General features: G+C 62.6%; 21 protein-coding genes. 8 read left to right on the top strand and 13 right to left on the bottom strand.

Going from position 1 to position 22,538, the window contains the following annotated elements:
- Nucleotides 1-25 precede the first annotated feature (25 nt).
- Together dhaL and dhaK are read right to left on the bottom strand one after the other, a co-directional pair.
- Nucleotides 26-643, bottom strand: a complete 618-nt coding sequence (dhaL, locus tag EL234_RS06790; protein WP_126416744.1) for a dihydroxyacetone kinase subunit DhaL — start codon at nucleotides 641-643, stop codon at nucleotides 26-28.
- Entirely contained in the window at nucleotides 643-1,641 is a 999-nt protein-coding gene (dhaK, locus tag EL234_RS06795; protein ID WP_126416745.1) for a dihydroxyacetone kinase subunit DhaK, read from the bottom strand. Before dhaK ends, dhaL begins: the two co-directional genes overlap by 1 nt.
- A gap of 63 nt (nucleotides 1,642-1,704) precedes the next feature.
- Here dhaK and EL234_RS06800 point away from each other — a divergent pair, with 63 nt between their 5' ends.
- The 5 genes from EL234_RS06800 (at nucleotide 1,705) to lysS (ending at nucleotide 6,596) form a co-directional block, all read left to right on the top strand.
- The gene (locus tag EL234_RS06800; protein WP_197718431.1) at nucleotides 1,705-2,592 is read left to right on the top strand and encodes a Rossmann-like and DUF2520 domain-containing protein; all 888 of its coding nucleotides are present in this window, start codon (nucleotides 1,705-1,707) and stop codon (nucleotides 2,590-2,592) included.
- A gap of 9 nt (nucleotides 2,593-2,601) precedes the next feature.
- Entirely contained in the window at nucleotides 2,602-3,441 is an 840-nt protein-coding gene (panC, locus tag EL234_RS06805; protein WP_126416746.1) for a pantoate--beta-alanine ligase, read from the top strand.
- Complete coding sequence (gene panD / locus EL234_RS06810; protein WP_241968964.1) at nucleotides 3,438-3,920, top strand: aspartate 1-decarboxylase; 483 nt, start codon at nucleotides 3,438-3,440, stop codon at nucleotides 3,918-3,920. Before panC ends, panD begins: the two co-directional genes overlap by 4 nt.
- Before the next feature lie 5 nt (nucleotides 3,921-3,925).
- On the top strand, nucleotides 3,926-4,939 hold the full coding sequence (locus tag EL234_RS06815; RefSeq protein ID WP_126416747.1) for an HAD-IIA family hydrolase: 1,014 nt from the start codon (nucleotides 3,926-3,928) through the stop codon (nucleotides 4,937-4,939).
- Nucleotides 4,940-5,003: 64 nt separating this feature from the next.
- Complete coding sequence (lysS, locus tag EL234_RS06820; RefSeq protein WP_126416748.1) at nucleotides 5,004-6,596, top strand: lysine--tRNA ligase; 1,593 nt, start codon at nucleotides 5,004-5,006, stop codon at nucleotides 6,594-6,596.
- Nucleotides 6,597-6,812: 216 nt separating this feature from the next.
- On the opposite strand, the gene glpK is transcribed toward lysS, so the two are convergent.
- From glpK to glpA, 6 genes are all read right to left on the bottom strand, one after another.
- Nucleotides 6,813-8,360 carry a glycerol kinase GlpK gene (gene glpK / locus EL234_RS06825; RefSeq protein WP_126416749.1) on the bottom strand — a complete coding sequence of 516 codons (1,548 nt, stop codon included), beginning with the start codon at nucleotides 8,358-8,360 and terminating at the stop codon, nucleotides 6,813-6,815.
- A 247-nt stretch (nucleotides 8,361-8,607) separates the two neighbouring features.
- Nucleotides 8,608-9,264: a uridine kinase family protein gene (locus tag EL234_RS06830; protein WP_126416750.1), complete on the bottom strand. Its 657-nt coding sequence runs from the start codon at nucleotides 9,262-9,264 to the stop codon at nucleotides 8,608-8,610.
- 27 nt (nucleotides 9,265-9,291) lie between these two features.
- A complete protein-coding gene (locus tag EL234_RS06835) occupies nucleotides 9,292-10,131 on the bottom strand; it encodes an SMP-30/gluconolactonase/LRE family protein (protein WP_241968966.1) in 840 nt (279 codons plus the stop codon).
- Between the two features lie 19 nt (nucleotides 10,132-10,150).
- Nucleotides 10,151-11,395: an anaerobic glycerol-3-phosphate dehydrogenase subunit C gene (locus tag EL234_RS06840; RefSeq protein ID WP_126416751.1), complete on the bottom strand. Its 1,245-nt coding sequence runs from the start codon at nucleotides 11,393-11,395 to the stop codon at nucleotides 10,151-10,153.
- Nucleotides 11,392-12,714 carry a glycerol-3-phosphate dehydrogenase subunit GlpB gene (glpB, locus tag EL234_RS06845; protein ID WP_126416752.1) on the bottom strand — a complete coding sequence of 441 codons (1,323 nt, stop codon included), beginning with the start codon at nucleotides 12,712-12,714 and terminating at the stop codon, nucleotides 11,392-11,394. Before glpB ends, EL234_RS06840 begins: the two co-directional genes overlap by 4 nt.
- Before the next feature lie 3 nt (nucleotides 12,715-12,717).
- Nucleotides 12,718-14,367, bottom strand: coding sequence for an anaerobic glycerol-3-phosphate dehydrogenase subunit GlpA (gene glpA / locus EL234_RS06850; RefSeq protein WP_126416753.1), 1,650 nt, complete (start codon nucleotides 14,365-14,367; stop codon nucleotides 12,718-12,720).
- 183 nt (nucleotides 14,368-14,550) lie between these two features.
- On the opposite strand from glpA, the gene EL234_RS06855 reads away from it, so the two are divergent.
- Both EL234_RS06855 and EL234_RS06860 read left to right on the top strand, forming a co-directional pair.
- Nucleotides 14,551-15,618 (top strand): sugar-binding transcriptional regulator, encoded by a 1,068-nt coding sequence (locus tag EL234_RS06855; RefSeq protein WP_126416754.1) that lies wholly within the window; start codon nucleotides 14,551-14,553, stop codon nucleotides 15,616-15,618.
- Entirely contained in the window at nucleotides 15,615-16,115 is a 501-nt protein-coding gene (locus EL234_RS06860; RefSeq protein ID WP_126416755.1) for an amino-acid N-acetyltransferase, read from the top strand. The genes EL234_RS06855 and EL234_RS06860 overlap by 4 nt, the downstream gene beginning before the upstream one ends.
- On the opposite strand, the gene EL234_RS06865 is transcribed toward EL234_RS06860, so the two are convergent.
- A complete protein-coding gene (locus EL234_RS06865) occupies nucleotides 16,112-16,516 on the bottom strand; it encodes a hypothetical protein (protein ID WP_126416756.1) in 405 nt (134 codons plus the stop codon). The two genes, EL234_RS06860 and EL234_RS06865, sit on opposite strands and share 4 nt — an antisense overlap.
- The gene (locus tag EL234_RS06870; RefSeq protein WP_126416757.1) at nucleotides 16,513-17,388 is read right to left on the bottom strand and encodes an HhH-GPD family protein; all 876 of its coding nucleotides are present in this window, start codon (nucleotides 17,386-17,388) and stop codon (nucleotides 16,513-16,515) included. The genes EL234_RS06865 and EL234_RS06870 overlap by 4 nt, the downstream gene beginning before the upstream one ends.
- 816 nt (nucleotides 17,389-18,204) lie before the next feature.
- Here EL234_RS06870 and EL234_RS06875 point away from each other — a divergent pair.
- The gene (locus tag EL234_RS06875) at nucleotides 18,205-18,933 is read left to right on the top strand and encodes a hypothetical protein (protein ID WP_126416758.1); all 729 of its coding nucleotides are present in this window, start codon (nucleotides 18,205-18,207) and stop codon (nucleotides 18,931-18,933) included.
- Nucleotides 18,934-18,991: 58 nt separating this feature from the next.
- Here EL234_RS06875 and radA read toward each other — a convergent pair whose 3' ends face one another.
- Genes radA through EL234_RS06890 form a run of 3 tightly spaced genes read right to left on the bottom strand, consistent with a single transcriptional unit; the run spans nucleotide 18,992 to nucleotide 22,449 of the window.
- Nucleotides 18,992-20,368 (bottom strand): DNA repair protein RadA, encoded by a 1,377-nt coding sequence (radA, locus tag EL234_RS06880; protein WP_126416759.1) that lies wholly within the window; start codon nucleotides 20,366-20,368, stop codon nucleotides 18,992-18,994.
- 9 nt (nucleotides 20,369-20,377) lie between these two features.
- A complete protein-coding gene (locus EL234_RS06885) occupies nucleotides 20,378-21,055 on the bottom strand; it encodes a potassium channel family protein (protein ID WP_126416760.1) in 678 nt (225 codons plus the stop codon).
- 26 nt (nucleotides 21,056-21,081) lie between these two features.
- The gene (locus EL234_RS06890) at nucleotides 21,082-22,449 is read right to left on the bottom strand and encodes a TrkH family potassium uptake protein (RefSeq protein ID WP_126416761.1); all 1,368 of its coding nucleotides are present in this window, start codon (nucleotides 22,447-22,449) and stop codon (nucleotides 21,082-21,084) included.
- Nucleotides 22,450-22,538: the final 89 nt, after the last annotated feature.

Below are 22,538 nucleotides of genomic sequence, written 5' to 3' on the forward strand. Positions count from 1 at the left end.
ATCGCTCGCTGGCGGGTATCTGGTCTTAAGCGCCGAACGCTTCGGCGGCAGCTTCGATGAGTAGCACCGATGATGCCGAGCCTGGATCCTTGACTCCCGCGGAGCGTTCGCCTAAATAGGACGCCCGGCCCTTGCGAGCAACCATCGGAATCGTGGCCTCGGCACCGTTGCGTGCAGCCTCAACTGCTGCGGCAAGCGCGTCGGCAAGTGAATCGCCGGCGGCTTCGCCCGCCTCGAGAGCCGGGAACCACACGTCAAGCATCGTCTTATCACCCACGCTTGCCTTACCGCGTGCCTGTACGCCTTCCACACCGGCGCGTAGGGCAGCGAAGAAGGTCTCCTTGCTCGGAACGTCGTCGGCGTTGGCGCCGAGTGCGCCGCCCATCTTCATGAGCAGCGTGCCGTACAGCGGCCCGGACGCGCCGCCCACCTTTGACACGAGGGCCATGCCCGCCTTCTTCAGATACATCCCGGCGTCGGGGATTGCAGAAGCATCAAGTTCGGCCACGGCCTGCACGCCGCGTACCATGTTCGACCCGTGGTCGGCGTCGCCAATCTGACGATCAAGATCGGTCAGCTCGGCCTCGTTGGCATCGATCTTCTCTTTGAACGCGGCCATCCAGTGCACGTAACGATCCAGCATTAGGCACCCCACCTCAGGCCGGTGGTCACCACGGGCGCGTCCCACAGGCGCAGAAGTTCGGCGTCGGCTTTGAGCAGAGACAGGGCACAGCCGGCCATCTCGAGCGACGTCACGTAGTCGCCCACAAGTACGCGCTCCACCTTCACACCAGCTTCATCAAGCAGTGCCGCGCACTCACCCCAGATGAGGTAAAGCTCGGACAGCGGGGTGGCACCCATCCCTCCCAGCAGGGCAACCACGGGCGCACCGGTGAAGTCAAGATCAGCCAGAATCGGCCGCACAATCTCGCCTGCCAACTCGCGGGCCGATTGGAGTTCGCGGCGCTCGCGGCCAGGCTCACCGTGAATGCCAATGCCGAGTTCGATTTCGTTCTCGGCCAGCTCAAAGGTGGGCTTGCCCGCGGCGGGAACCGTGCACGAGGTCAGCGCCAGACCAAAGGAACGCGTGTTATCAGCCACCCGCTGGGCAACTTCGGCAACCGCGGCCAGGTCGTGACCTTCTTCAGCGTAGGCACCGGCGATCTTTTCCACGAACACCGTGCCGCCGACCCCGCGCCTACCTGCGGTGTACAGCGAATCTTGCACTGCGACGTCGTCGGCAACAATCACGGAGGCCACCTGCGTGTTCTCCATGTCGGCAGCCATTTCGGCGGCCATCTCGAAGTTCATGACGTCGCCCGTGTAATTCTTGACGATGTGCAGCACGCCCTTGCCGGCGTCGACCTTGTTAGTGGCCTCCATAATCTGGTCGGGCACGGGCGAGGTGAATACTTCACCACACACTGCGGCATCCAGCATGCCGGTGCCCACAAAACCAGAGTGAAGCGGCTCATGGCCAGAACCACCACCGGAAATGATTGCTACCCGATCCTTCTTTGGATCCTTGCGGTAAACAATGTGCTGATCGAGATCGACCTCGACCATGTCGGGGTGCGCGAGCGCGAGGCCGCGCAGGGAATCAGTGACCACATCATTGGGGTTATTGATGATTTTCTTCATGCCGCAATTCTTTCACCGTTACTCATTGACCGCAATGGTTAGCGGGCAACCTAGAATGGGGGCGTGAACATCGAAAACACCACCGGGCGCATGGGCGTGGGCGTCATATCGGCAGGCAAAGTGGGTACCGCTCTTGGTAGTGCGCTGCGAGCAGCCGGGCACACCGTCGTCGGGGCGCATGCCGCCTCCGAAGCCTCGCGCGAACGCCTCGATGCTATGTTGCCGGGCGTGCCCGCACTTGACGTGGAGACCATTGTGGAGCGCGCCGAACTCGTCATTCTTGCTGTTCCCGACGCCGAACTCGCCGGCTTGGTCAGCGGGCTCGCCAAACTTGGCACGTGGCAGGCAGGCCAGATCGTGGTTCACACGGCCGCACGCTTTGGTGTGGAAGTACTCGCGCCCGCGGCGCAGGCGGGCGCCCTGACGCTCGCTATCCATCCGGCCATGGAGTTCACCGGCACGTCACTTGATGTTGCGCGGCTAGCCGAATGCCGCTTCGCCGTCTCCGCACCTACCGTCCTGCAGCCGATCGGGCTCGCGCTCGTGGCTGAGATGGGCGGGGAAGGCGTCGTCATTAATTCCGCTGACCGCCCGCTCTACGACGCGGCTCTTGCCCACGCCGTCGCCGGCATTCAACTCGCCGCTGCCGGAGCTGCCCGCGTGCTCGGCATCGTCACCGGCGGGCAATTAGAGGGTGATAGCGACGCCGTCGCCCGGCCGGACGCGCCGGTCCCGGGTGACTTGCTGCGGTCGTTTGCCCAATCCGCGTTGGAACGCGGGCTCGCAGGCAGGGCCGAGGTTCCCGACGACGCCGCGGCGTCCCGGCACCTCGAGGCACTCACCACGCTGGCGGCCGAATCCGCCGAAGTGACCGATGTGGCGCAGGCTCACGCTGCGATCCTCGACGTGATAGGACGGGCAGCCCAAAAACCCGACGCGGAATGCGGGTAGAATTGAGCCGTGAAAGTTTGTTCAACGCGCGCTCAGCTCGCCGAGGCGCTCGCGGCTAGTGAAGGATCTCGCTCCCTCGTCATGACGATGGGAGCTCTTCATGACGGCCACGCACAACTGTTGAAGGCCGGCCGGGCGGCGGCCGACGTGCTGGTTGCGTCCGTGTACGTCAACCCGCTGCAGTTCGGACCAAACGAAGATTTCGAGCGCTACCCGCGTCCCGTCGAGGCGGACCTGGCGGTCCTCGAGCGCGAAGGGGTGGACATCGCGTTCCTGCCGACGGACGGCGAGGTGTACCCGCGTGAGCCGCTCGTGCGTATTGATCCTGGCCCGGTTGCCACGATTTTGGAGGGTGCCACTCGCCCGGGGCATTTTGCTGGCGTGCTGCAGATCGTGCACAAAGTGTTTAACCTTGTGCGCCCGGACGTGACGTTCTTCGGCCAGAAAGACGCCCAGCAGCTCGCGCTCGTCAAGACGATGGTGGCCGATCTCAACATGGATGTTGACGTGCGTGCCGTGCCGATTAAGCGCGACGCCGACGGGCTAGCCCTGTCATCCCGCAATGCCTACCTGTCGGCCAGCGAGCGGGAACAAGCGCTGGCACTTCCGCGGGCCTTACAGGCTGGGATGGATGCCGCGCGCGGCGGTGCTGCGGCTGGTGAGGTGCTCGCTGTGGCTCACGACGCTTTGGCTGCGGCAGAGGGTGTCACGGTGGACTACGTGCGGCTTGTTGATCCGGAGACGTTCGTGGATCTGGAGGCTGCCGCTACCGGTAAGGGCCTGCTCGTGGCCGCGATTTACGTAGGCCCTACGCGCCTGATCGACAACATGGAGGTGACCGTGCAATGAGGCTTCGCACGATGATGACCGGCAAGATTCACCGGGCTACCGTCACGGATGCAGACCTGCACTACGTGGGGTCGGTAACCATCGACCTTGACCTGCTGGAAGCCGCGGATATTTTGCCGGGGGAGCGCGTGGACATCGTCAACGTCACGAACGGTAACCGCCTATCCACCTACACGATTCCCGGCGAACGCGGAGCTGGCGAGATCAAGCTCAACGGTGCAGCCGCGCATCTGTGCTCGGCCGGCGACCTCGTCATTATCATCTGCTATTCGCAGGTTGACGACGCCGGTGCGAATGCCGTGGAGCCGCGCGTCGTCTTCGTTGACGACCACAACCGAATCGTGAGCCGCGACGCCGATCCCGGCCGCGCCCCCGAAGGCTCTGCCGACTTGCGTTCGTCTGGCATTCCGTTCGCCGATGCCAGCCGCGAAACAACCAGCATCCAGACAGCAACTAGCCCCGAGAACCCAGAAGGATAATAAGCATGCGTTTCCAGATGCCCGAAATACCGAAGATCAATCCTAAAGCTCTTATCCCCGACGAGGTGCGCGAACGTTTCGCACGTAAGACTGCGGAAAAAGCCGACGAGGCAGCAACCGAGCGCGTGTCGACTGCGCCGGGTACCGACGTCGGCGAAAAAGAAATCTCGCAGCGCATCGCGGACCTTGACGTCATGGTTCAAGAACCGCCGCAGCGGGTGTTCGACGCCTACCTCCTCAACATCGACGCCACCCTCTATGCGGGCACGCAGCTTATGCCGGAGATGAAGACGGTCATCGACGTGCTGGATGAGTTGCGCCGGCCGGTGCGCTACCTGTCGATGATGTCCACGGTGTCGACGGACGCCCTGATCGAGGCGATGGCCAAGGAGGGTGTGGCGATTGAACCGCATCAGATTGTCACGCCGGGCAGGCAGCTGTCCAACTACCTGCACAAGTCGTATCCGGGGGCGAACGTGTTCGTGATTGGCGATGACACGCTGTCTGCCGAGCTGTCCAGTGCGGGTATCAAGCTGTGTGACGATCCGGCCAAAATCAACGTGGTACTCGTCGCGCACGACCGCAACTTCACTTTCGACAAGCTCGCCACCGCCTTCCGTGCGATCGATGAGAACGGGGCCGAGCTTGTCGCGTCGTCGTTGCGCAGGGTACGCCGCCAGCCGGACGGCACCCGCGAACCGGGCACACTCTCAATCGTTACAGCCATCGAGGTGGCAACCCGCAAGCGCGTGGTGAAGAACCTCGGCGCACCCGAAACCGACCTGCTGGAAATGATTTTCGAAGACCTGGCTGCAGAGCCGCAGGACGCGCTGCTCGTCACCGACTCGCTAGGCGCCGACATTCGCATGGCGAAGCGTTTCGGTATTCCGACCGCGCTCATCCTGGCCGGCGACGTCACGATCGACGACGCCCGCAACCGCCAAGAGAAGGATCAGCCGAACTACGTGCTCGATTCTTTAGATTCGATTGTGCCGCCGTATATTAAGGATCAGCTCTAACTATCACTAACCTGCGGCTTTGCCGCGTAGGCTTGGGAACGTCAACACAACAAGAGGAAACTGAATGACACAGCCACAGTACGACGACACCTCCGACCAGATCGCCGTGCGCAAGGAAAAGCGCCAGCGCATGCTTGCCGAGGGGCGTGATCCGTACCCGCCCGAACTCACCGTCACGCATGCGATTGAGCAGATTCGTGCCGGGTATGTGGTTGCCGACGGCGGGGATACGGCTGGCGACGGCGAGGCCGCGGGTAACGGCGTCGACGCGGACGTTACCGTGCTCCAGCCGGGCGATGAGCTGACCGATGTCACGGTTGCGATCGCTGGGCGCGTCATGCTGTTCCGCCCGTCGGGCAAGATCGCGTTCGTGCAGCTGCAGGCCGGTGCGGGCGAGCGTATTCAGGTGATTTTCTCGTTGGCCAACGTGGGTAAGGAAGCGTTGGACGCGCTGAAGGCCGACGTCGATCTGGGCGATCACGTGTTCGTGGAAGGATACGTGGGTGCGTCGAAGCGCGGCGAGCTGTCCGTGTTTGCGACCAGCTGGAAGATGGCGTCGAAGGCGATTCGCCCCCTGCCGAAGACGTTCACGGCGGAAGACGGCACCGAGATGTCCCTCAACGAGGAGACCCGCGTGCGCAACCGTCACCTTGACCTCATCACGCGTGCTGACGCGCGAAATATTGTGCGGATTCGCGCGAAGATGATGAAGTCGATCCGCAAAACGTTCGACGAGCGCGGGTATGTGGAAGTGGAAACCCCGATCCTGCAGCCGTTGCATGGCGGCGCGGCGGCACGCCCCTTCGAAACCCACATCAACGCCTACGACCAGGATCTCTACCTGCGTATTGCCACCGAGCTTTACTTGAAGCGGGCCGTGGTTGGCGGCTTGGAGCGGGTGTACGAGATCGGCAAGAACTTCCGCAACGAGGGTGCTGATTCCACGCATTCGCCGGAGTTCTCGGCCATGGAGGCTTACCAGGCGTACGCCACCTACGAGGAGATGGCCACGCTCACTCGCGATCTGATCCAGAATGCGGCCCGCGACATTTTTGGTACGACGACGGTAACGCTCGCCGACGGCACCGACTACGACCTCGGCGGCGAATGGACTCGTTTGGACCTGTACGAGTCCCTGTCCGAGGCCGTAGGTGAAGAGGTGACGGTGGAGACCCCGCGCGAACGCCTGGTGGAGCTCGCCGAAGCGCATGACATCCCGGTGAAGGACTACGCCGTTAACGGCAAGATCGCCGAAGACATCTGGGAAGAGCTGGTGGGCGATCACCTGTGGGCGCCCACGTTCGTGTTCGACTTCCCGGAGGATACCTCGCCGCTCACGCGCAACCACCGCTCGAAGCCAGGGTTAACGGAGAAGTGGGATTTGTACGTGCGAGGCGTGGAGGTCGCCACTGCCTACACCGAGCTTGCTGATCCGGTGATCCAGCGCGAGCGCCTCACCCAGCAGTCGCTGGATGCGGCGGCCGGCGACCCGGAGGCCATGCAACTCGACGAGGCCTTTATCGAGGCGATGGAGCAGGGTTTCCCGCCGTCGGGCGGCATGGGCATGGGCATCGACCGCATGCTCATGGTGCTTACCGGTCTGGGCATTCGGGAAACCATCCTGTTCCCGTTCGTACGCCCGCAGGCCCGCAAGTAGCGCCGCGCGCTGAACCTTCCTTGCGTTCCCGGGGTACACGTTCGCTTCCCGGGGTACCAAATCCGGCGATTTGTCTACCCCCGGAACGCAACAGGTACCCCCGGAATGGGGAGCTCGACGCCGGCCGGCTGCACTGAACGCGAAAAGCCGGGTGGGGCTAGCGTTTTCGCTAGCCCCACCCGGCTTTCGATAGGCCTCATGGCCGAGTAGTAAGTACTACGCCTCTGCTGTGTGAGCCTTTTCGGTATCCTCATCCACCCAGTCGAATGTGCGGGTGACGGCCTTCTTCCACAGGCGCATCTGGCGGTCGCGCTCGTCGGCGTCCATCGACGGCGTCCAGCGCTTGTCTTCCTGCCAGTTCGCAATGACGTCCTGTTCGCCATCCCAGAATCCAACCGCAATACCGGCGGCGTATGCCGCACCGAGCGCGGTGGTCTCTGCAACGACGGGTCGCACCACGTCCGTGCCGAGGATGTCGGCCTGGAACTGCATGAGCGTGTCGTTGGCCGTCATGCCGCCGTCAACGCGTAGCTCTTCGAGAGCGACGCCGGAGTCGGCATTCATTGCTTCGAGCACTTCGGCTGTCTGGAACGCCGTCGCCTCCAACACTGCGCGAGCCAGGTGACCCTTGTTGTTGTAGCGGGTCAGGCCCACGATCGCACCGCGTGCGTCGTCCTTCCAGTAAGGCGCGAACAGGCCGGAGAAGGCCGGCACGATGTAGACGCCGCCGTTATCGGCAACGGTTCCAGCGAGCTCCTCGATCTCCGGAGCGGAGTTGATGATACCCAGCTGGTCGCGTAGCCACTGCACGAGCGATCCCGTCACAGCGATCGAGCCCTCGAGGGCGTAGACCGTGTCCTGGTCGCCGATCTTGTAGCACACCGTGGTCAGCAGGCCATTCTTCGACGTCACGGCTTCGGTGCCCGTGTTGATGAGCATGAAGCAGCCGGTGCCGTAGGTGTTCTTCGCCATGCCCTTCTCGAAGCAGGCCTGACCGAAGGTAGCGGCCTGCTGATCGCCAAGGATGCCGGAAATGGGCGTGTCGATGATGAGCGAGTTCTTCGAGCCGTGGCCGTAGACTTCGGACGACGAGCGAATCTCGGGCAGCATCGACATCGGGATCGTCATCGCCTCGCAGATCTCTGGGACCCATTCGAGCTTGCGCACGTCCATGAGCATGGTACGCGACGCGTTCGTCACGTCGGTCACGTGGACACCGCCGTTAACGCCGCCGGTCAGGTTCCACAGCACCCAGGTGTCCATGTTGCCGAACAGCAGATCGCCAGCTTCCGCCTTCTCGCGAGCGCCCTCCACGTTGTCGAGGATCCACTTGACCTTCGGGCCGGAGAAGTAAGTGGACAGGCCGAGCCCGACGATGGGCTTGAAACGGTCGACCCCTTCGTCACCAGCGAGCTCGCGAACGATCTTGTCGGTACGGGTGTCCTGCCACACGATAGCGTTGTAGACCGGTTCGCCCGTGTTCTTGTCCCAGACGACGGCGGTCTCGCGCTGGTTCGTGATGCCGACGGCGGCGAGTTCGTGGCGGTTGATGTCCGCGCGGGAGAGAGCTTCACCAACAACTACGCGAATATTGTGCGTGATCTCGACCGGGTCATGCTCGACCCAGCCCGCCTTGGGCATGATCTGTTCGTGTTCCTTCTGCCCGACAGCGATAATGTTGCCGCCGTGGTCGAAGATGATCGCACGCGAGGACGTAGTGCCCTGGTCGATCGCCATTACGTACTTCTTTTCTGGAGTCGCCATTGAGTTCCCTTCTTCATTGAACGGTATGGGCGTGTTGTCCGCGCGCCGACACTGTAGTCGCTGCGCACAGCAAAACGCGCTCCCTTAACTCTCCCATAATCCACCGAAAAGTGAGCCGCGATACAGTGATGTTGCAAGAAATTTCAGCTGGTGGCGTCACGTGTGGAGAACGTGCAGGCTGGGGTGAAAACGCGCGAATGAGCGGGCACGACGGCGGTGACGCGTGAGTGAGCAGGCACGACGGCGATTATTCGCCCCAGCGTAGGGCAGCAAGCATCTGCGTCAGGGCTTCTTGTGCCTCGGAGTAGGACACGAGGCGGGCGCCCTTGTCGGCGAGCCGCTTGTACATGGCGGGCTCTTTACGGAAGTGTGCGATGCCGCGCCGCAACAGATTCGGCAGCGGCTTGCGGTTTTCATCAAGGTCACGCATGAGCCGGAACCAGAAGGTTTGCAATCGGGGCCGTTTGATAACGAGCGCGTCGGCAAGTATCCCTTCGGCCCGCAGGTCGTCAATAATTTCGACGGCGAAGATGCCCTCGGCGAGCACGTAACGCCGCCCGTCCATCTCAAGTGTGCGTTCACCAATCCGCCGGGAGGTGGGAATGTCGTAGACGGGCACGGTAGCCACGCCCGTCGTGCACAGGTTGCGCAGCGCGTCCATCGCCGCGTCTTTATCCCACGTGAGTGGGGAGTCCCAGTCGACCATGCCGTGGCGGGTGGGCATGCCGGGCCGGTCGCCGTCGTAATAAAAATCGTCCAGCGACACGACGGGCAGGCCGGTACGCGAAGTGAAACGAGTTTTGCCGCTCCCGGACGCGCCCATGACGAGCACGACCCGAGCGTTGGGACGGCGCGCGGAATGCGGCAGGTCGAACAGGCCGTCGTCGGACAGGGGAGTGGACATGGTGGCAAGTATATAGCCCGCAGCGCCCTAGCCCGCGAAAGGAACCACCGGCTTTCCGGGCACGTCGGCGCGCCCGTGGAAGATTGCGCCCTCGGTTGGTGTGGGATCGGCAAGGTTTTCCGCCGACGTCGTGACGAACACGTCGCGCCCATCCTCTCCGCCAAGTGTGACAGCCGTAACGAGACGCGCCGGGATGTCCCACTCGCCGAGAATCTCGGCGTCGGGGGAGTAGAGCCGGATCTTGCCCACCCGGTTGAGCGCCACCCACACGTTGCCCTCCGAATCGACGGTCAGCCCGTCTGGGCTTGTACCGGTGGCGTCGTGGAACGTGCGCCGGTTGGTCAGTTCGCCCTCGACGACGTCGAACACCTCGGTTTTGCGCTGGGAGGTGTCGTGGTAGTAAGCGCGGGTGCCGTCTGGAGAAAAGTCGATGCCGTTCGACGTCGACACCGAATCGAGCACGGTACTCACCGAATAGTCCGGGGCAATCTTGTAAAGCTTGCCCGCGCCCGGACGTCGCGAATAGGACATGGAACCGGCGTACAGGTTCCCCCACGGGTCGGTGCCACCCTCGTTCATGCGAATGTCGGGATCGTCCCACATGCGCTCGAGCGGGCGTACGGTGCCGAACGGGTCGTCGGCAAGCCCGATCCCGCGCTCCAAGCCGACGACGAAGCCGCCCCCTGCCCGCGGGCGCACAAACGCCGCCACGGGGGAACCGACGTGAAGGCGGTGAACGCTCCCGTCGTCGGACAGCGTGAGCAGGTCGCCGGCGAGCATGTCCACCCAGCGCAACCCTCCCCACTCGCGTGACCACACCGGGCCTTCGCCGTGGTATGCGACGGCGGGGGTTATTTGTTCAAACACGGGCAGCCTTCCTTTGGTCTTATGCTTGCCCCAATCCGAGTGACCGGTGGATGATCTCGATCGGGTGCACGGTTGTTGCGCCCGTCGATTTGCGGATCTGCCAGCGGCACGTGTCGGTTTCACAGGCGGCAAGCTTCGGGTTCGTACGCTTGATCATATCGAATAGCGGCTTACCAACGGCTTGGGCGACCTCGTACTTTTCTTTCTTCAGCCCGTACGTTCCGGCGATGCCGCAGCAGGCCTGCCCCGATTCGATGACGGTCAGCCCCGGGATCGCCTCCATGACGCGGATCGCCGGCTTACCAATACCCTGGCTCTTGACCTGGCAGGGCTGATGGTAGGGGATCGTGATGTTCCACGGCTTGAGATCCTCGAACGGGAATTCGCCTTCGTCCATGAGCTCGGCCAGGAACTCCGAGATTTCTACGGTGCGCGAACCCACCTCGAGCAGGTCGGGATCATCTAGGCCCATGATTTCGTGGGCTTCGTGGCGGATCATGCCCGCACACGACCCGGAGGAGGCCACGATGGTCAGATCCTTGCCCGCGGAGTTTAGCTGGTCAACGAGGGTGCGCAGCTTTTTGGCCGCCCGGCCAAACAGGCCGTTGGACTGGTGGGCGAGCCCGCAACATCCCTGCTTGGGGGCGATCACCTCGTAGCCGAGATGTTCGAGCACCTCCACGGCCGCTTTCGACGTGGCGACCTCGAAATATCCGCCGGCGCATCCGTGGAAGAACACGATGGGCCCTTTCGGGAACGGGCCGGTGCGCGTCTTTTCGTGTTCTTTGAACCAGGACATGAAGGTGCGCGGCTGTGCCGTGGGCATCGGGGCGTCCCGGTGGATTCCGATCACCTTTTCGACGACGACGCGCACCGGCTTGGCAGCGAGCGCGGCGTTGGCGATGGGCGCGAACGGGGTCATGAGCTTGCCCTCGAGTTCGGTTTCGGGCATGAGCCGATCCCGGATCGGCATCTTGTCGGCCTTCATGACGGCGCGCGCCTGGGCGTTGATCTCTGCGATTTTGACGCCCTGCGGGCATACGGTGGTGCAGATCGAGCAGCCGGAGCAGTAGTCGAGCGACATGTCGACGCTCTTGCCGTCCCGGAAGCGTTCGGCCTGCGGGCCTACCCATTTCGGCCCGGAAAACAGTGGGGTGGAGCGCACTACCGGGCACTGGCTTTCGCAGATCGTGCACTTGACGCACGCATCCAGCGAGGCCCGGGCCAGCGATGCTTTGGCATGTTCGAGTGGATTAACAGTCATCGTTCTTCCTTTACCTTCTGTGCGTTTGCGCTGATTGCTGCTACGGCCGCAACTGCCGAGCCAAGTGCGATTCCTTCGCCGGACTTTTCACTCCACGGGCGGGCGCCTCCAAGCAGCGATCCCACGCAGTGCAGGTTCGTGAAGACCGGGGTGGAGCCGTTGAGCGCGAGCATGTCGTCATTGACTTTTACGCCGCATCCGAAGATATCGACGCCGTCGACAACCGCCTCGCCGGTGACCGACTTAGATTCGGGGTCTTCCGGTGGCAGGAACATGAGCGGCAGGTCGAAGACCCGTTCGCGAATCGTCCCGTAGGAGTCGCGTTCGATCGTGCCCGATTCGAGGCCGCCACCTGCATAGATGACGGCATCGACTTTCTCGGTGGTGACCCGCCCGGCACGCTGCACTTTCAGTGCGGTGATGGCGGGCACGCCGTCGCCAGTTTCGCTGCCGCGCCCCTCGCCGTCGCCAGTTTCGAAACCGACGACTTGGGCGTTCAGGCTGATGTCGATGCGCTTGGCGCGTGCCGCGTTCGTGAGCGCGTCGTTGATGCGGCGGCCGGGTATCGACGGCGGCGGCACGGGAACTTCGCCAACCGGCGCGCCCAGCTCGGCCGCGATCTCATCGTAGGCCTCGGCCGAAAAGCCGAGGATCGCCGGCAGCAGCACCGTTTCGCCGTCGCGAACCTCGCCGCGCAGCGCCTGGACGAGGGCGTCGCGGGTGGCTGGCCCGTCAAGGCCGTCCGCGCCGTCGAGTGCCCGAGCGAACGTGGTTCCGGTCGAATCAACCTCGGGCGAACGCGGAGCCAGGCTGATCGTCGTTGCCCGCGCACTCACGCTCACGAGCGGCGAACGGGCTAGATTATCCGCAATCAGCGCCGCCGGGAAATCCCGGAACTGCTTGATACCGACCACGAGGAACTTCTTGCCCTCTTCAACAACCGCGGGAAGCATCGTCTTTTGTACGACGGCGGTGGGGCGGATCGCGCCAATCGCCGTCGGCATCAGCACGTTCTTTCCAGTGTTCTCGCCGAACAGGCCGGTGGTCTCGCGTAGCCAGTCAACGCCGCGGCGCACGTTCTCAACGCCGATCGCACCGTAGGGATGCTCGGGTTGAGCGGCGACGACGGCGTCGATCTCCCCATAGGGATCGTCGGCCGGAAGGCCGTTTGCCCGCCATCCGTACACGTCAAGAGTGCCGGTGGACAGACCAAGGCCGCCAAGCCCGCGGGTCACGATGCTCACGCGGTGCCCGGCCTCGGCAGCCATAAGAGCGCTCGAGAGCCCTGCCAGCCCCGCGCCAATAACAATGATCTTCATGTCTTAAGCCTCCTTAGCCTTTACCGGCCGGCCGTGCAACAGTTCCAGATCACCGGTGGCAACCACGGCGTCCTTACCGGGTGCGGGTAGATGATCGATGTCGAGATTGCCGGCCAAAATCCACTTATTCAGCGCGGCCTCACGCAGCTGCTCGCCGTACATGAGCGACTCCAGCCCGGAGAACCGGTTCTTCACGAACAGCCGCAGCATCGCAGACGTGCGATCGGCGTTCGCCTGCGGATCCGTGATGGTCGCCGCCTTCTTTTCGTGCATGACCCCGGCCGTGCGCATCCCGCAGAACGTGCCCTGACACGGGCCCATACCAAGCCGGGTACGACGGCGCAGGTCATCAAGATTCGCCTCCGGCTGAGCTTCCAACTGTTGCTCGAATACGGAGCGCCGCAACAGTTCGCACTCGCACAAGATGGGATCGTCATGGCGGTGCTCTTCGGCTTCCTTCAGTCGATCGGTGATTTTGTGCGTGCGTGGTGCCCGCGGGGGAACTGGCTCGTCCGCCGTCGTGCACTCCACGAACTCGCCCATCTGGGTCAGCAGCACGTCCACAATGTTCTTCGCCATGAGCCGGTAGGTGGTCAGCTTGCCGCCGGCGATGGTGAAGAAGCCTGAGATGCCATCGCGCGTGGAGTGGTCGATGATCGACATCCCGCGCGACATGTGGCGGGTATCCGATTCGTCCACCCTGGAATCCTTGACGAGTGGGCGTGCACCGGCCCACGCGTGTACGGCACGTGCCTTGCGGAAGCCAGGAATGAGATCCTCGCCAGAGTCGAGCATTTGCTGCACTTCGGAGGATTTGATCTCGAGGAAATCCGGGTCGTCCGCCCGCTGATCCGTAGTGCCGATGATGGACACGGTGTGGGCGGGAACGATAATGTCGCCGTCCGCGGGGTGGATGCAGCGGTTGACCACCATGTTGACCAGCCGGTGGTTCATCGCGATCATGATGCCACGCCCGGGCACCACGTCCACGCCGTGCGCCCCGGCCATCTGCGCGATCTGGCCGGCCCACGGACCGCCTGCGTTGATGACCGCACGGCAGTTGATTTTCACCACCTCGCCGGTCTTTTCGTTCGTGCACACCACCTGCGAGACGTTCCCGTTCTCGGAGTGAATCTTCGTCACGCGGTGATAGGTGAGCACCTGCCCGCCGTATTCGCGTGCCGATTCCACACAGCCCCAGACCATTGCCCAGCCATCAACCGAGCCGTCTTCAACGTGGAAGGCGCGCTGGATACCCGGGTTAAGCCGGGGCTCCAGCGTGAGAGCTTCCTTAATCGTCAGCTCGTGAGCCGGAACCCGTGTTTCTTGCGCCGCAGCAAGAAAGCGCGTGGAGTATTCGGGATCGTCGTTTGGGCCGACGACGAACAGGCCGCCGGTCTCTTCCACAGAATCCGCGTGAATGCGCCGCAAAATCGCATTCTCTTCCGCGCACTCGGTGGCCGAGTGCGGGTCGGATATCACGTAGCGTCCGCCCGAATGAAGTAGGCCGTGGAAACGGCCCGAGGTTCCTTGCGCCAGATCGGCGCGTTCTACTAGCACGGTTTTAAAGCCGCGCATTGCGAGGTCGCGAAGGGCACCTGCTCCCGTTGCTCCGCCGCCAATAACAACAACATCGGTGTTAACAGTATTCATTTTTCTTCCGTATTCTCCCCGGAATAGACGTTTCCAATGTACGACGACGCCGCCTGCCGCGCGGCGCCTACCGCAGTCGCCAAAGGAAATTGCCCAAGCGTGCACGCTCGTGCAACCAATCTGAAACTGATTTCAGAATGTGTGTAAGATTCTACCAAGTAATGAATTGTTGTGGGGGTGTAAATGGTGCGAGAAGATCGTATACACGCAGCGTATGAAGCTGCCGTGTTGCACTATGTGCAAGGAGAAACGATGGAGTCGATTGCGCGGCGCCTATCTGTATCGCGGTCAACAGTCTCGCGCTTGATCGCGGAAGCAAAGGAAAGCGGACTCGTACAGGTCACGATCCATCCGCCGCAGGCAGCGGCGAGCGAGTTGGAACAGTCGATTTCGCAAATGTTCAACGTGAACGCGAAAGTTGTGCCCGTTCCGTTCGGGGTGAACGAAACCCGCCGGCTTAACGCCGTCGCACAAATCGCAGCGCTCACCGTATCTGATCTCATGAAACCGAAAACCGTGATCGGCGTGGCGTGGGGTAACACTGTTGCCGCCGTCGTCGACCACCTCGTACCCCGCCAGGCGCGCGGTTCCGTCGCTGTACAACTGAACGGCGCCGCGAACGCATCCACGACGGGCGTGCCCTACGCCGGCTCTCTCATGGAAGAATTTGGCAGAGCTTTCGGTTCGGAAGTCATGTACTTTTCCGTGCCGGCGTTCTTTGACTACGCGTCCACACGCGATGCGCTGTGGCAGGAACGCTCGATCAGCGCCGTGCGGGAAATGCAGGCCCGGGCCGATGTTGCGCTGTTCGGTATCGGGTCGATGACGTCGAAGAACCGTTCACTCGTCTATTCCGGCGGATACTTGAGCGAAACAGAGATCGAATGCCTGCGCAAAGAAGGCGTGGTGGGCGACATCTGCACGGTGCTCTTGCGGGCAGATGGCTCATGGGAAGACCTCGAGATTAACTCTCGGGCGTCCGGGCCAACCCCAACAGACCTGAAGAAAATTCCGCGGCGGATCGGCGTCGTCTCCGGACTGGACAAGAAGACGGCCACACTCGCCGCACTACGTGCCGGGGTGATCACCGACCTCGTCATCGACGAAGACACCGCCGAGCAGTTGCGCGCCTACGCCCTGTCGAAAATGGGCGGGGCACACAGGGTTCGGCATCAGCACGGTTGCGGGTCGATGCGAAACCGGATGATGCGCGCTCCTGGAGCGTGGAACAAACGGCAGGAGCTGCGATGAGCGCCGTACATATCCGCCCGGCCCGCGCTGGCGACGTCCGCGCAATTGCTGACATCGTGCGGCCCTATGTGCGCAGGCGGATCCTCGTGGCAAAAGACCTCATCGACTATTTCGAGGACGTCCAAGAGTTCGTGGTCGCGCAACAAGGCGACGAGATCGTGGGCTGTGGAGCGCTCCACGTGTTTTGGGAAGACATCGGCGAAATCCGTACGCTTGCCGTCAAACAAGAGATGATCGGGCAAGGAGTGGGTAAGGCGATCGTCGCAGAACTGGAAGACCGTGCGCGTGAGCTTGGCCTGCGGCGCCTGTTCTGCCTCACGTTCGAAATCGACTTCTTTGAAAGCCGCGGCTACGAACAGATCGAGGGCACCCCGGTGGGTGTGGATGTCTACCAGCAGATTTTGCGTTCCCACGACGACGGCACGGCCGAGTTCCTCGACCTTGCTCGAGTGAAGCCGAATACGCTGGGCAACTATCGGATGCTCAAAGAACTTTAGGGGCGCGCCTTCGCGATGTATCCGGCCGCCATGACCAACGCGACCGGTGCTTGCAAGCCGACGAGGCCGAAAATAATCGCAGGCAACGCGCTTGTGGTGCGTCTGAGCGCCAGGCTTGCGATGATAGCGCCGATGAGCGCCAAGCCCGTGATAAGCGCGGCTCGGCGGAGCACGGCCACGCTCGCCTCGGCCACCTCATTCCACGGCTCGCCACGGCGTGAGGCGAGCACAAGATAGGCCGCTGCCACGACAAGTGCGAGCCCTGCACCGCCCGCGATAATGGCGGGCAGCGAGCTGGCCGCGGGGGTCATGGTTGCCACGAGGCCGATAGCAAAAATGAAAACCGCGACGACAGCTAGGATTGCGCCGACTCGCGCAAGGAGTGGATGGGTGGCATTCATGGTGTTGATGCTAGCGGAAGTCGCACAATATCACCGTGACGCTCGGCCAGGCCGTCTGCCACGAGCCCGTCTAGAGCAGGCACGAATCTGGCCGGCTCGAGACCGGTGGCGACGAGCAGCGAATCGTAGGAGGCGGGCGCCTGCCGTAGCTGGGCCATGATTGCTCCGCGCGCCTGCCGGTTAGTACCCTCCCATTTTTGTGGTCGACGCCGATGCGCGTGAGTGTCACCCGGCCGTCCGGCCTGATACCACTCGCACTGGGCGGTCAACGGGCACTGCTCACACAGGGGAGCTCGGGCTTGGCATACGAGCGCCCCAAATTCCATAATCGCGGCATTCCACGTGGCGCTCGCGGCGTCGTCGTGCGGAACGAAACGAGCGGCGCGGGAAAACTCTGCTTTGGTCTGGCTTGGCGCGGGCAGGGCGTTCCCGTGCCAGCGGGCTAACACGCGGCGAATGTTGGTGTCGAGCACGACCGAGCGCTTGGTGTAAGCGAAAGCCATAACCGCAGCGGCCGTGTATTGCCCCACTCCCGGCAGTTCTAACAGGCCTTCGTAGGTGGTGGGGAAGCCATGGTTGGTGATCTGCTGGGCTGCTTCCTGCAGTCGTAGTGCCCGGCGCGGATATCCCATCGAGGCCCATGCGATCAGTACCTCGGCTGGCGATTCAGCGGCAAGATCACGCGGTGTTGGCCACCGTTCCATCCACTCGCGCCACACCGGTTCCACCCGTGCTACCGGAGTTTGTTGGCTCATAATCTCGCAGACGAGGATCGCCCACGGATCATTAGTGTGCCGCCACGGCAGATAACGGGCGTTGTCTTCGTACCACGCGCGAAGAACGGAAAACGCGTGCTCGGGTGTTGGTGCCATCCCTGCCACTATACGCGGGTTACCAAAAGGTGTTGTTTGAGTGCGGAGCTAACGATTGAGGATTTCCGAAACGTTGCACATATATGCAACGTTTTGAAAAGCCTCACTTGTTAGCTCCGGTGTGCGGGCGAGCCTTCCCCAAAAGCCTGCAATATGCCCGATATGCCCATGCCTGGCACAGTCAACAAGCAGTATGACACGGCCAACATGCAGTACGAACAGTGTTGGGTCTGCCAACCTAAAGGCGTGGTAGGTGGTCAGCATCTCGCGGCGAGCGTCGCGCGCCACTGAGGAGATTCCGGTTACGGTATGGGCATGGCTGACGAAACACCTCGACGTCCGCGGCGCCCCGATAGCGCACGCGGCTCCCGGCGCGCTCGCGGGCCGGAAGGCAGCCGTAAGTCTCGCCCGGATGAGAACCGGAAGCCACGCCAGCAAGGTAACCGTCGGTCTGGGTCGGAAGCTAGCCGTAGGCCTGCCCAGGAAGATAGCCCTAAGCGTGGGCGGAGGCCAGATTCGCAGCGCCGAGCCCGTGGGTCGGAGGGGAACCGCGAGCAGGCGAAACGACGCCGAAAAGACAGCCCTCAGCAGACCAGAAAGCGCGTTCCCACTGGCGGAAAGCCTACGGAGGCAGGCCGGAAGGCCGCAGCTCGTGGGCAGGCAAGAACGGGCGTGAGGCCGGAGCGTGCGACTAGCGGCCAGGCGCGCGCGGGCAGAAACCAGGCGAGGGAAAACAGAACTCAAGCGCCGCGCGAGCGCACACCGCAGCAGTCACGTGCGGGGAGCCCGGCAACCTCCGCAAACACTCAAAAGTCCGTGGGAGGCATCTGGGGGACGACGGCCGTCAAAATCCTTGCCGGAGCTGTGGGCGCTGGTCTTGTTATTCTTCTTGTTTACAATTTCCTGACATCAAAGTTGGCCGATGGTGAGCCACGCCCCGACCCGTTAGAAAAATTCGAGCATGTGGCATGCGATCCGCAGAACCTTGCCGTCACGGTTGATAGGAGTGGAACGCAGGCGGGCCAGCCCGTGGCTTTCACTGCGAATATCAAGAACACTGGATCGCGGCCATGCTATTTCGACGCCGCCGACCTGCACTTGCGCATTGAATCCGGCGATCAGACCATTTATGACACGTCCGCGTGTGAACCGGACCGTGACGAAAAAATGCTGTTGCTTGACACCCAATTGGAAACGGCGCAATCTCTGCATTGGAACGGTATGAATACGGGTCCACTGTGCACGGCGGCTAATCCCGCTAAGAGTGGCACGTATGTTGCACGGCTTTTCCTCAACTCTGCTGAACTACTCGATAGCGGGCTGGTCATGAACTTGGGCGGAGGAGCCTACGAACCGGCAGCCTCCGACCCTGGCGAAGAGTCTGAGGACAGCGAAACTACCAAGAGTGCAGATGCGGAAACTTCCGACACCGAGGCTAGAGGTACCGAGGGCTCAGGCAACGAGGGCTCAGGAGCCGAGGGCTCAGGCAACAAGGGCGCCGAAAACGAGGACGCCGAAAACGAGGCGGCACAGTCCAGCGAGTAGCGTTCCCGGCTCGGCTGCACGAGTGCGCTTTACGAGTGGGGTTCAGTGTGCCCGTGGCTCAGGCCTCAACCGGGAGTACGGCTCTTGCGGCCTCCAGCACGTCAACAACAGAACGTACTTTCATGCCCTCAGGTGGGGTGATGGCGTCGGCGGTATGCGGCACCACCGCCGTGTGGAAACCGAGCCGGGCGGCCTCGTTCAGACGGCGTTGCAACCCGACCACCGGCCGTAACTCGCCCGTAAGGGAGACCTCGCCGATAGCGATCACGCCCGGAGCCAAGGGCAGATCGTAAGACGCCGAGGCCAGAGCGAGAGCCACCGCCACATCCACCGACGGTTCCAACGCCCGCGCACCGCCGATGGTCGACACGAACACGTCATTCTTCTCAAACTCCACGCCCAGCCGCGACTGCAGTACAGCAAGCATCATCGCAACACGTGAAGAATCGACCCCCGACGTCGTACGCCGCGGCGGTCCAGCCGCCGCCACAGCCAGCGCCTGCACTTCAACGGGCATCGGCCGGCGACCTTCCAGCGTGATCGTCACGCACGTGCCGGGAACAGTGAGATTGCGCGCAGAAAGAAACAGCCCGGATGGATCGGCAAGCCCGTGAATCCCAGAATCCACCAGCTCGAAACAGCCGACCTCATCGGTGGCCCCGTACCGATTCTTCACAGCTCGCACAAGCCGCAGACGCGAATGCCGATCACCCTCAAACTGGCAGACCACATCCACAAGATGTTCGAGCACGCGCGGGCCGGCAATCGAGCCGTCCTTCGTCACGTGCCCCACGAGGATCACCGGAAGATCCGAAGCTTTAGCAGTGTTCACTAACGCCGAGGCCACCGCGCGCACCTGCGCCACGCCACCCGCCGCACCATCGACCTGCGGATCGACGATGGTCTGCACGGAATCCACAATCAACAACGACGGCTTTGATGCCCCCACATGCCCGAGGATCTTCGCCAAATCCGCCTCGGCAGTCAGATACAGATGCTCGTGTAACGCCCCGATCCGTTCCGCCCGCGAACGCACCTGAGACGCCGATTCCTCGCCGGTCACGTACAACACCGGGCGTTTGCCCGCGCTCGCGGCCTGCGCGGCGGCCTTCGCCGCCACATCCAACAGGAGCGTAGATTTGCCTACTCCTGGTTCGCCAGCGAGCAGGATGACGACGCCGGGAACGATCCCGCCGCCGAGTACCCGGTCAAGTTCAGGCACGCCGGTGGGGGCTTTCACAGAGGCTTGCTGAGACACCTCCGTGATCGGCTGTGCTGGCGATTGCGGTGTCAGTGCAGCAACTTTTGACGGGCCGACAGGTTGCGCGGTTTCGTCCACCGTGCCCCAGGCGCGGCATCCGCCGCAGCGGCCCACCCACTTCATGGACGTCCAGCCGCATTCGCTACACTCAAACGAGCCGTGTTTCTTTGCCATGGTTGTAGGCTAGCGCGGCCTTCCGACATTTCTGTTCGCGAACTCTTCAAGCAGTGAGGATTCGCCAGACACGATGAGCAGATCGCCTGAGCCCACCGTGGTCTCCGGGGTGGCGTATTCGAACGGCTGGCCGGGCGACTTCACGCCGATGATCGTCACACCGTACTTATCTCGCACCTTCGAATCGGCCAGCGAAAAACCGATGAGTTCTTTGGGCGGCACCATTTTGACGATCGTGAAACCGTCTTCCATGTCAATGTAATCGAGCATCCGCCCGGACAGCATGTGCGCTACCCGGGTTCCGGCGTCGTACTCGGGGTAGACGACGTGGTGGGCGCCAATCCGCCGTAAAATTGTGCCGTGTTCACGCGAGGTGGCTTTCGCCCAAATATCTTTCACCCCGAGGTCAACGAGGTTCGCAGTGATGAGCACCGACGCTTCGAGCGCGCCAACACCGACGACGGCGACGTCGAAATCTTCGGCCCCCAACTGGTGGAGGGCTTCCGACGTGCGCGCATCGGCTTCAACAACCGTGAAACGGTGCGACCATTGCTGCGCCAAATCCGCGTTAACTTCGACAGCGAGCACTTCCTTATCGAGGGAATCGAGAGTTGCGGCGATGGCCGAACCGAAGCGCCCCAGCCCGATGACCAGCGTGGCAGTATCCGAATAAACTCTATGCGGCATGTGTATCCCTCCTATTGGGGGTGATTTTATCCAATGATTGGCCTGTCTTCGGGCAGTCGGATAACGCGGCGCCGGGAGCGCAACGCGAGTGCGGCTGCGAACGTCATGGTGCCCACTCGCCCCAAGTACATGAGGACCACAAGGATCACTTGGGCAGAGCCGGGCAGGAGCGGGGTGATTCCGGTCGACAGGCCAACGGTGGCGAACGCGGAAATGACGTCGAACAGCACACGAGACAGCGGGAAGTTGGTCAGGCTGAGGATGGCCAACGTGGCAGCTCCAACGAGGAAGGCGCCGAGGAATGCGGCGGAAATGGCGAGCCTGAGGACGTCGGCGGGGATGCGTTTGCCGAATGCTTCCGTGTCGCGATCTCCGCGCGCTTCGGCGATGATGGCGAGGACGAGCACGGCGAACGTGGTCACTTTGATGCCGCCGCCGGTCGAGGCGGAGCCGGCGCCGATGAACATGAGCACGTCCATAACGAACCACGTGCCTTCGCCCATCTGGCCGATATCGACTGTCGATAGGCCGGACGAGCGCGGCGTCGTCCCGTGAAAGAGCGAGGCGAGAAGCCGTTCGTCGGCGGGCAGTCCGCTAAACGCTCCGTTCCATTCGAGTGCGCCGATCATGATGACGGCGAGCACCCACAGTCCGCCGTAGGTGATGAGCGTGATTTTGGTGTGCAGCGACCACCGTTTCGGCGAGCGCGGGTTGCGGGAAATGTTCAAGATCACCGGGAAGCCGATGGCGCCGACCATGGTGCCGATGATGATCGGCAACAACATCGCCCAGTTGCCAACGAAGGGGGCTAACCCCTGGGTGGTCAGCACAAAGCCGGCATTATTGAACGTGGAGATCGCCATGAACACTGAGTGCCCGAGCGTGCCAAGGAACGTTCCCTGGATCTGCATGATCGACGGAAAGAGCGCGAAAGCGATGAGGAGTTCGACCGACACCGACGTGATGACCACGGCTTTGAGGAGCCCGCCGACGTCGCCAAGCTTCGACTTCGTTTCAGAAGCTGCCAGCAGGCGCTGGGTGAGGCCGATATGGCGGGACACGGCGAGTCCAAGGATGGAGGCGAGTGTCATGACGCCTAGGCCACCAATTTGGATACCGATCGCGATGACCACGTGTCCAAACGGGGTCCAGTGGGTAGCGGTGTCGACGACGGTGAGTCCGGTGACGCACACGGCCGACGTCGCCGTAAAAAGCGCTTCAAGGAAGGAGGCACTACCCGGCCCGGCTTTGGCAAACGGCAGCAGTAACAGCGCGGTAATAATGAGGATGATGGTGGCGAAGACGACCATGGCCAAGCGGGCAGGCCAGTGGCGGGCAAGGTGATCTAACCGGTCGCGAAGTCGCGTGCCGGCGGTGGCGCCTCCTTTTTCCATGTCGCCTCCATGTGGCCTGTTGCTGGGCGGGTGTATACAAGATTACGCTTTTTACCCGACGTCGGAGAGCTTCGGCGCTGTGAGCAGCG

The organism is Trueperella bialowiezensis (genome assembly GCF_900637955.1).
Classification (GTDB): domain Bacteria; phylum Actinomycetota; class Actinomycetes; order Actinomycetales; family Actinomycetaceae; genus Trueperella; species Trueperella bialowiezensis.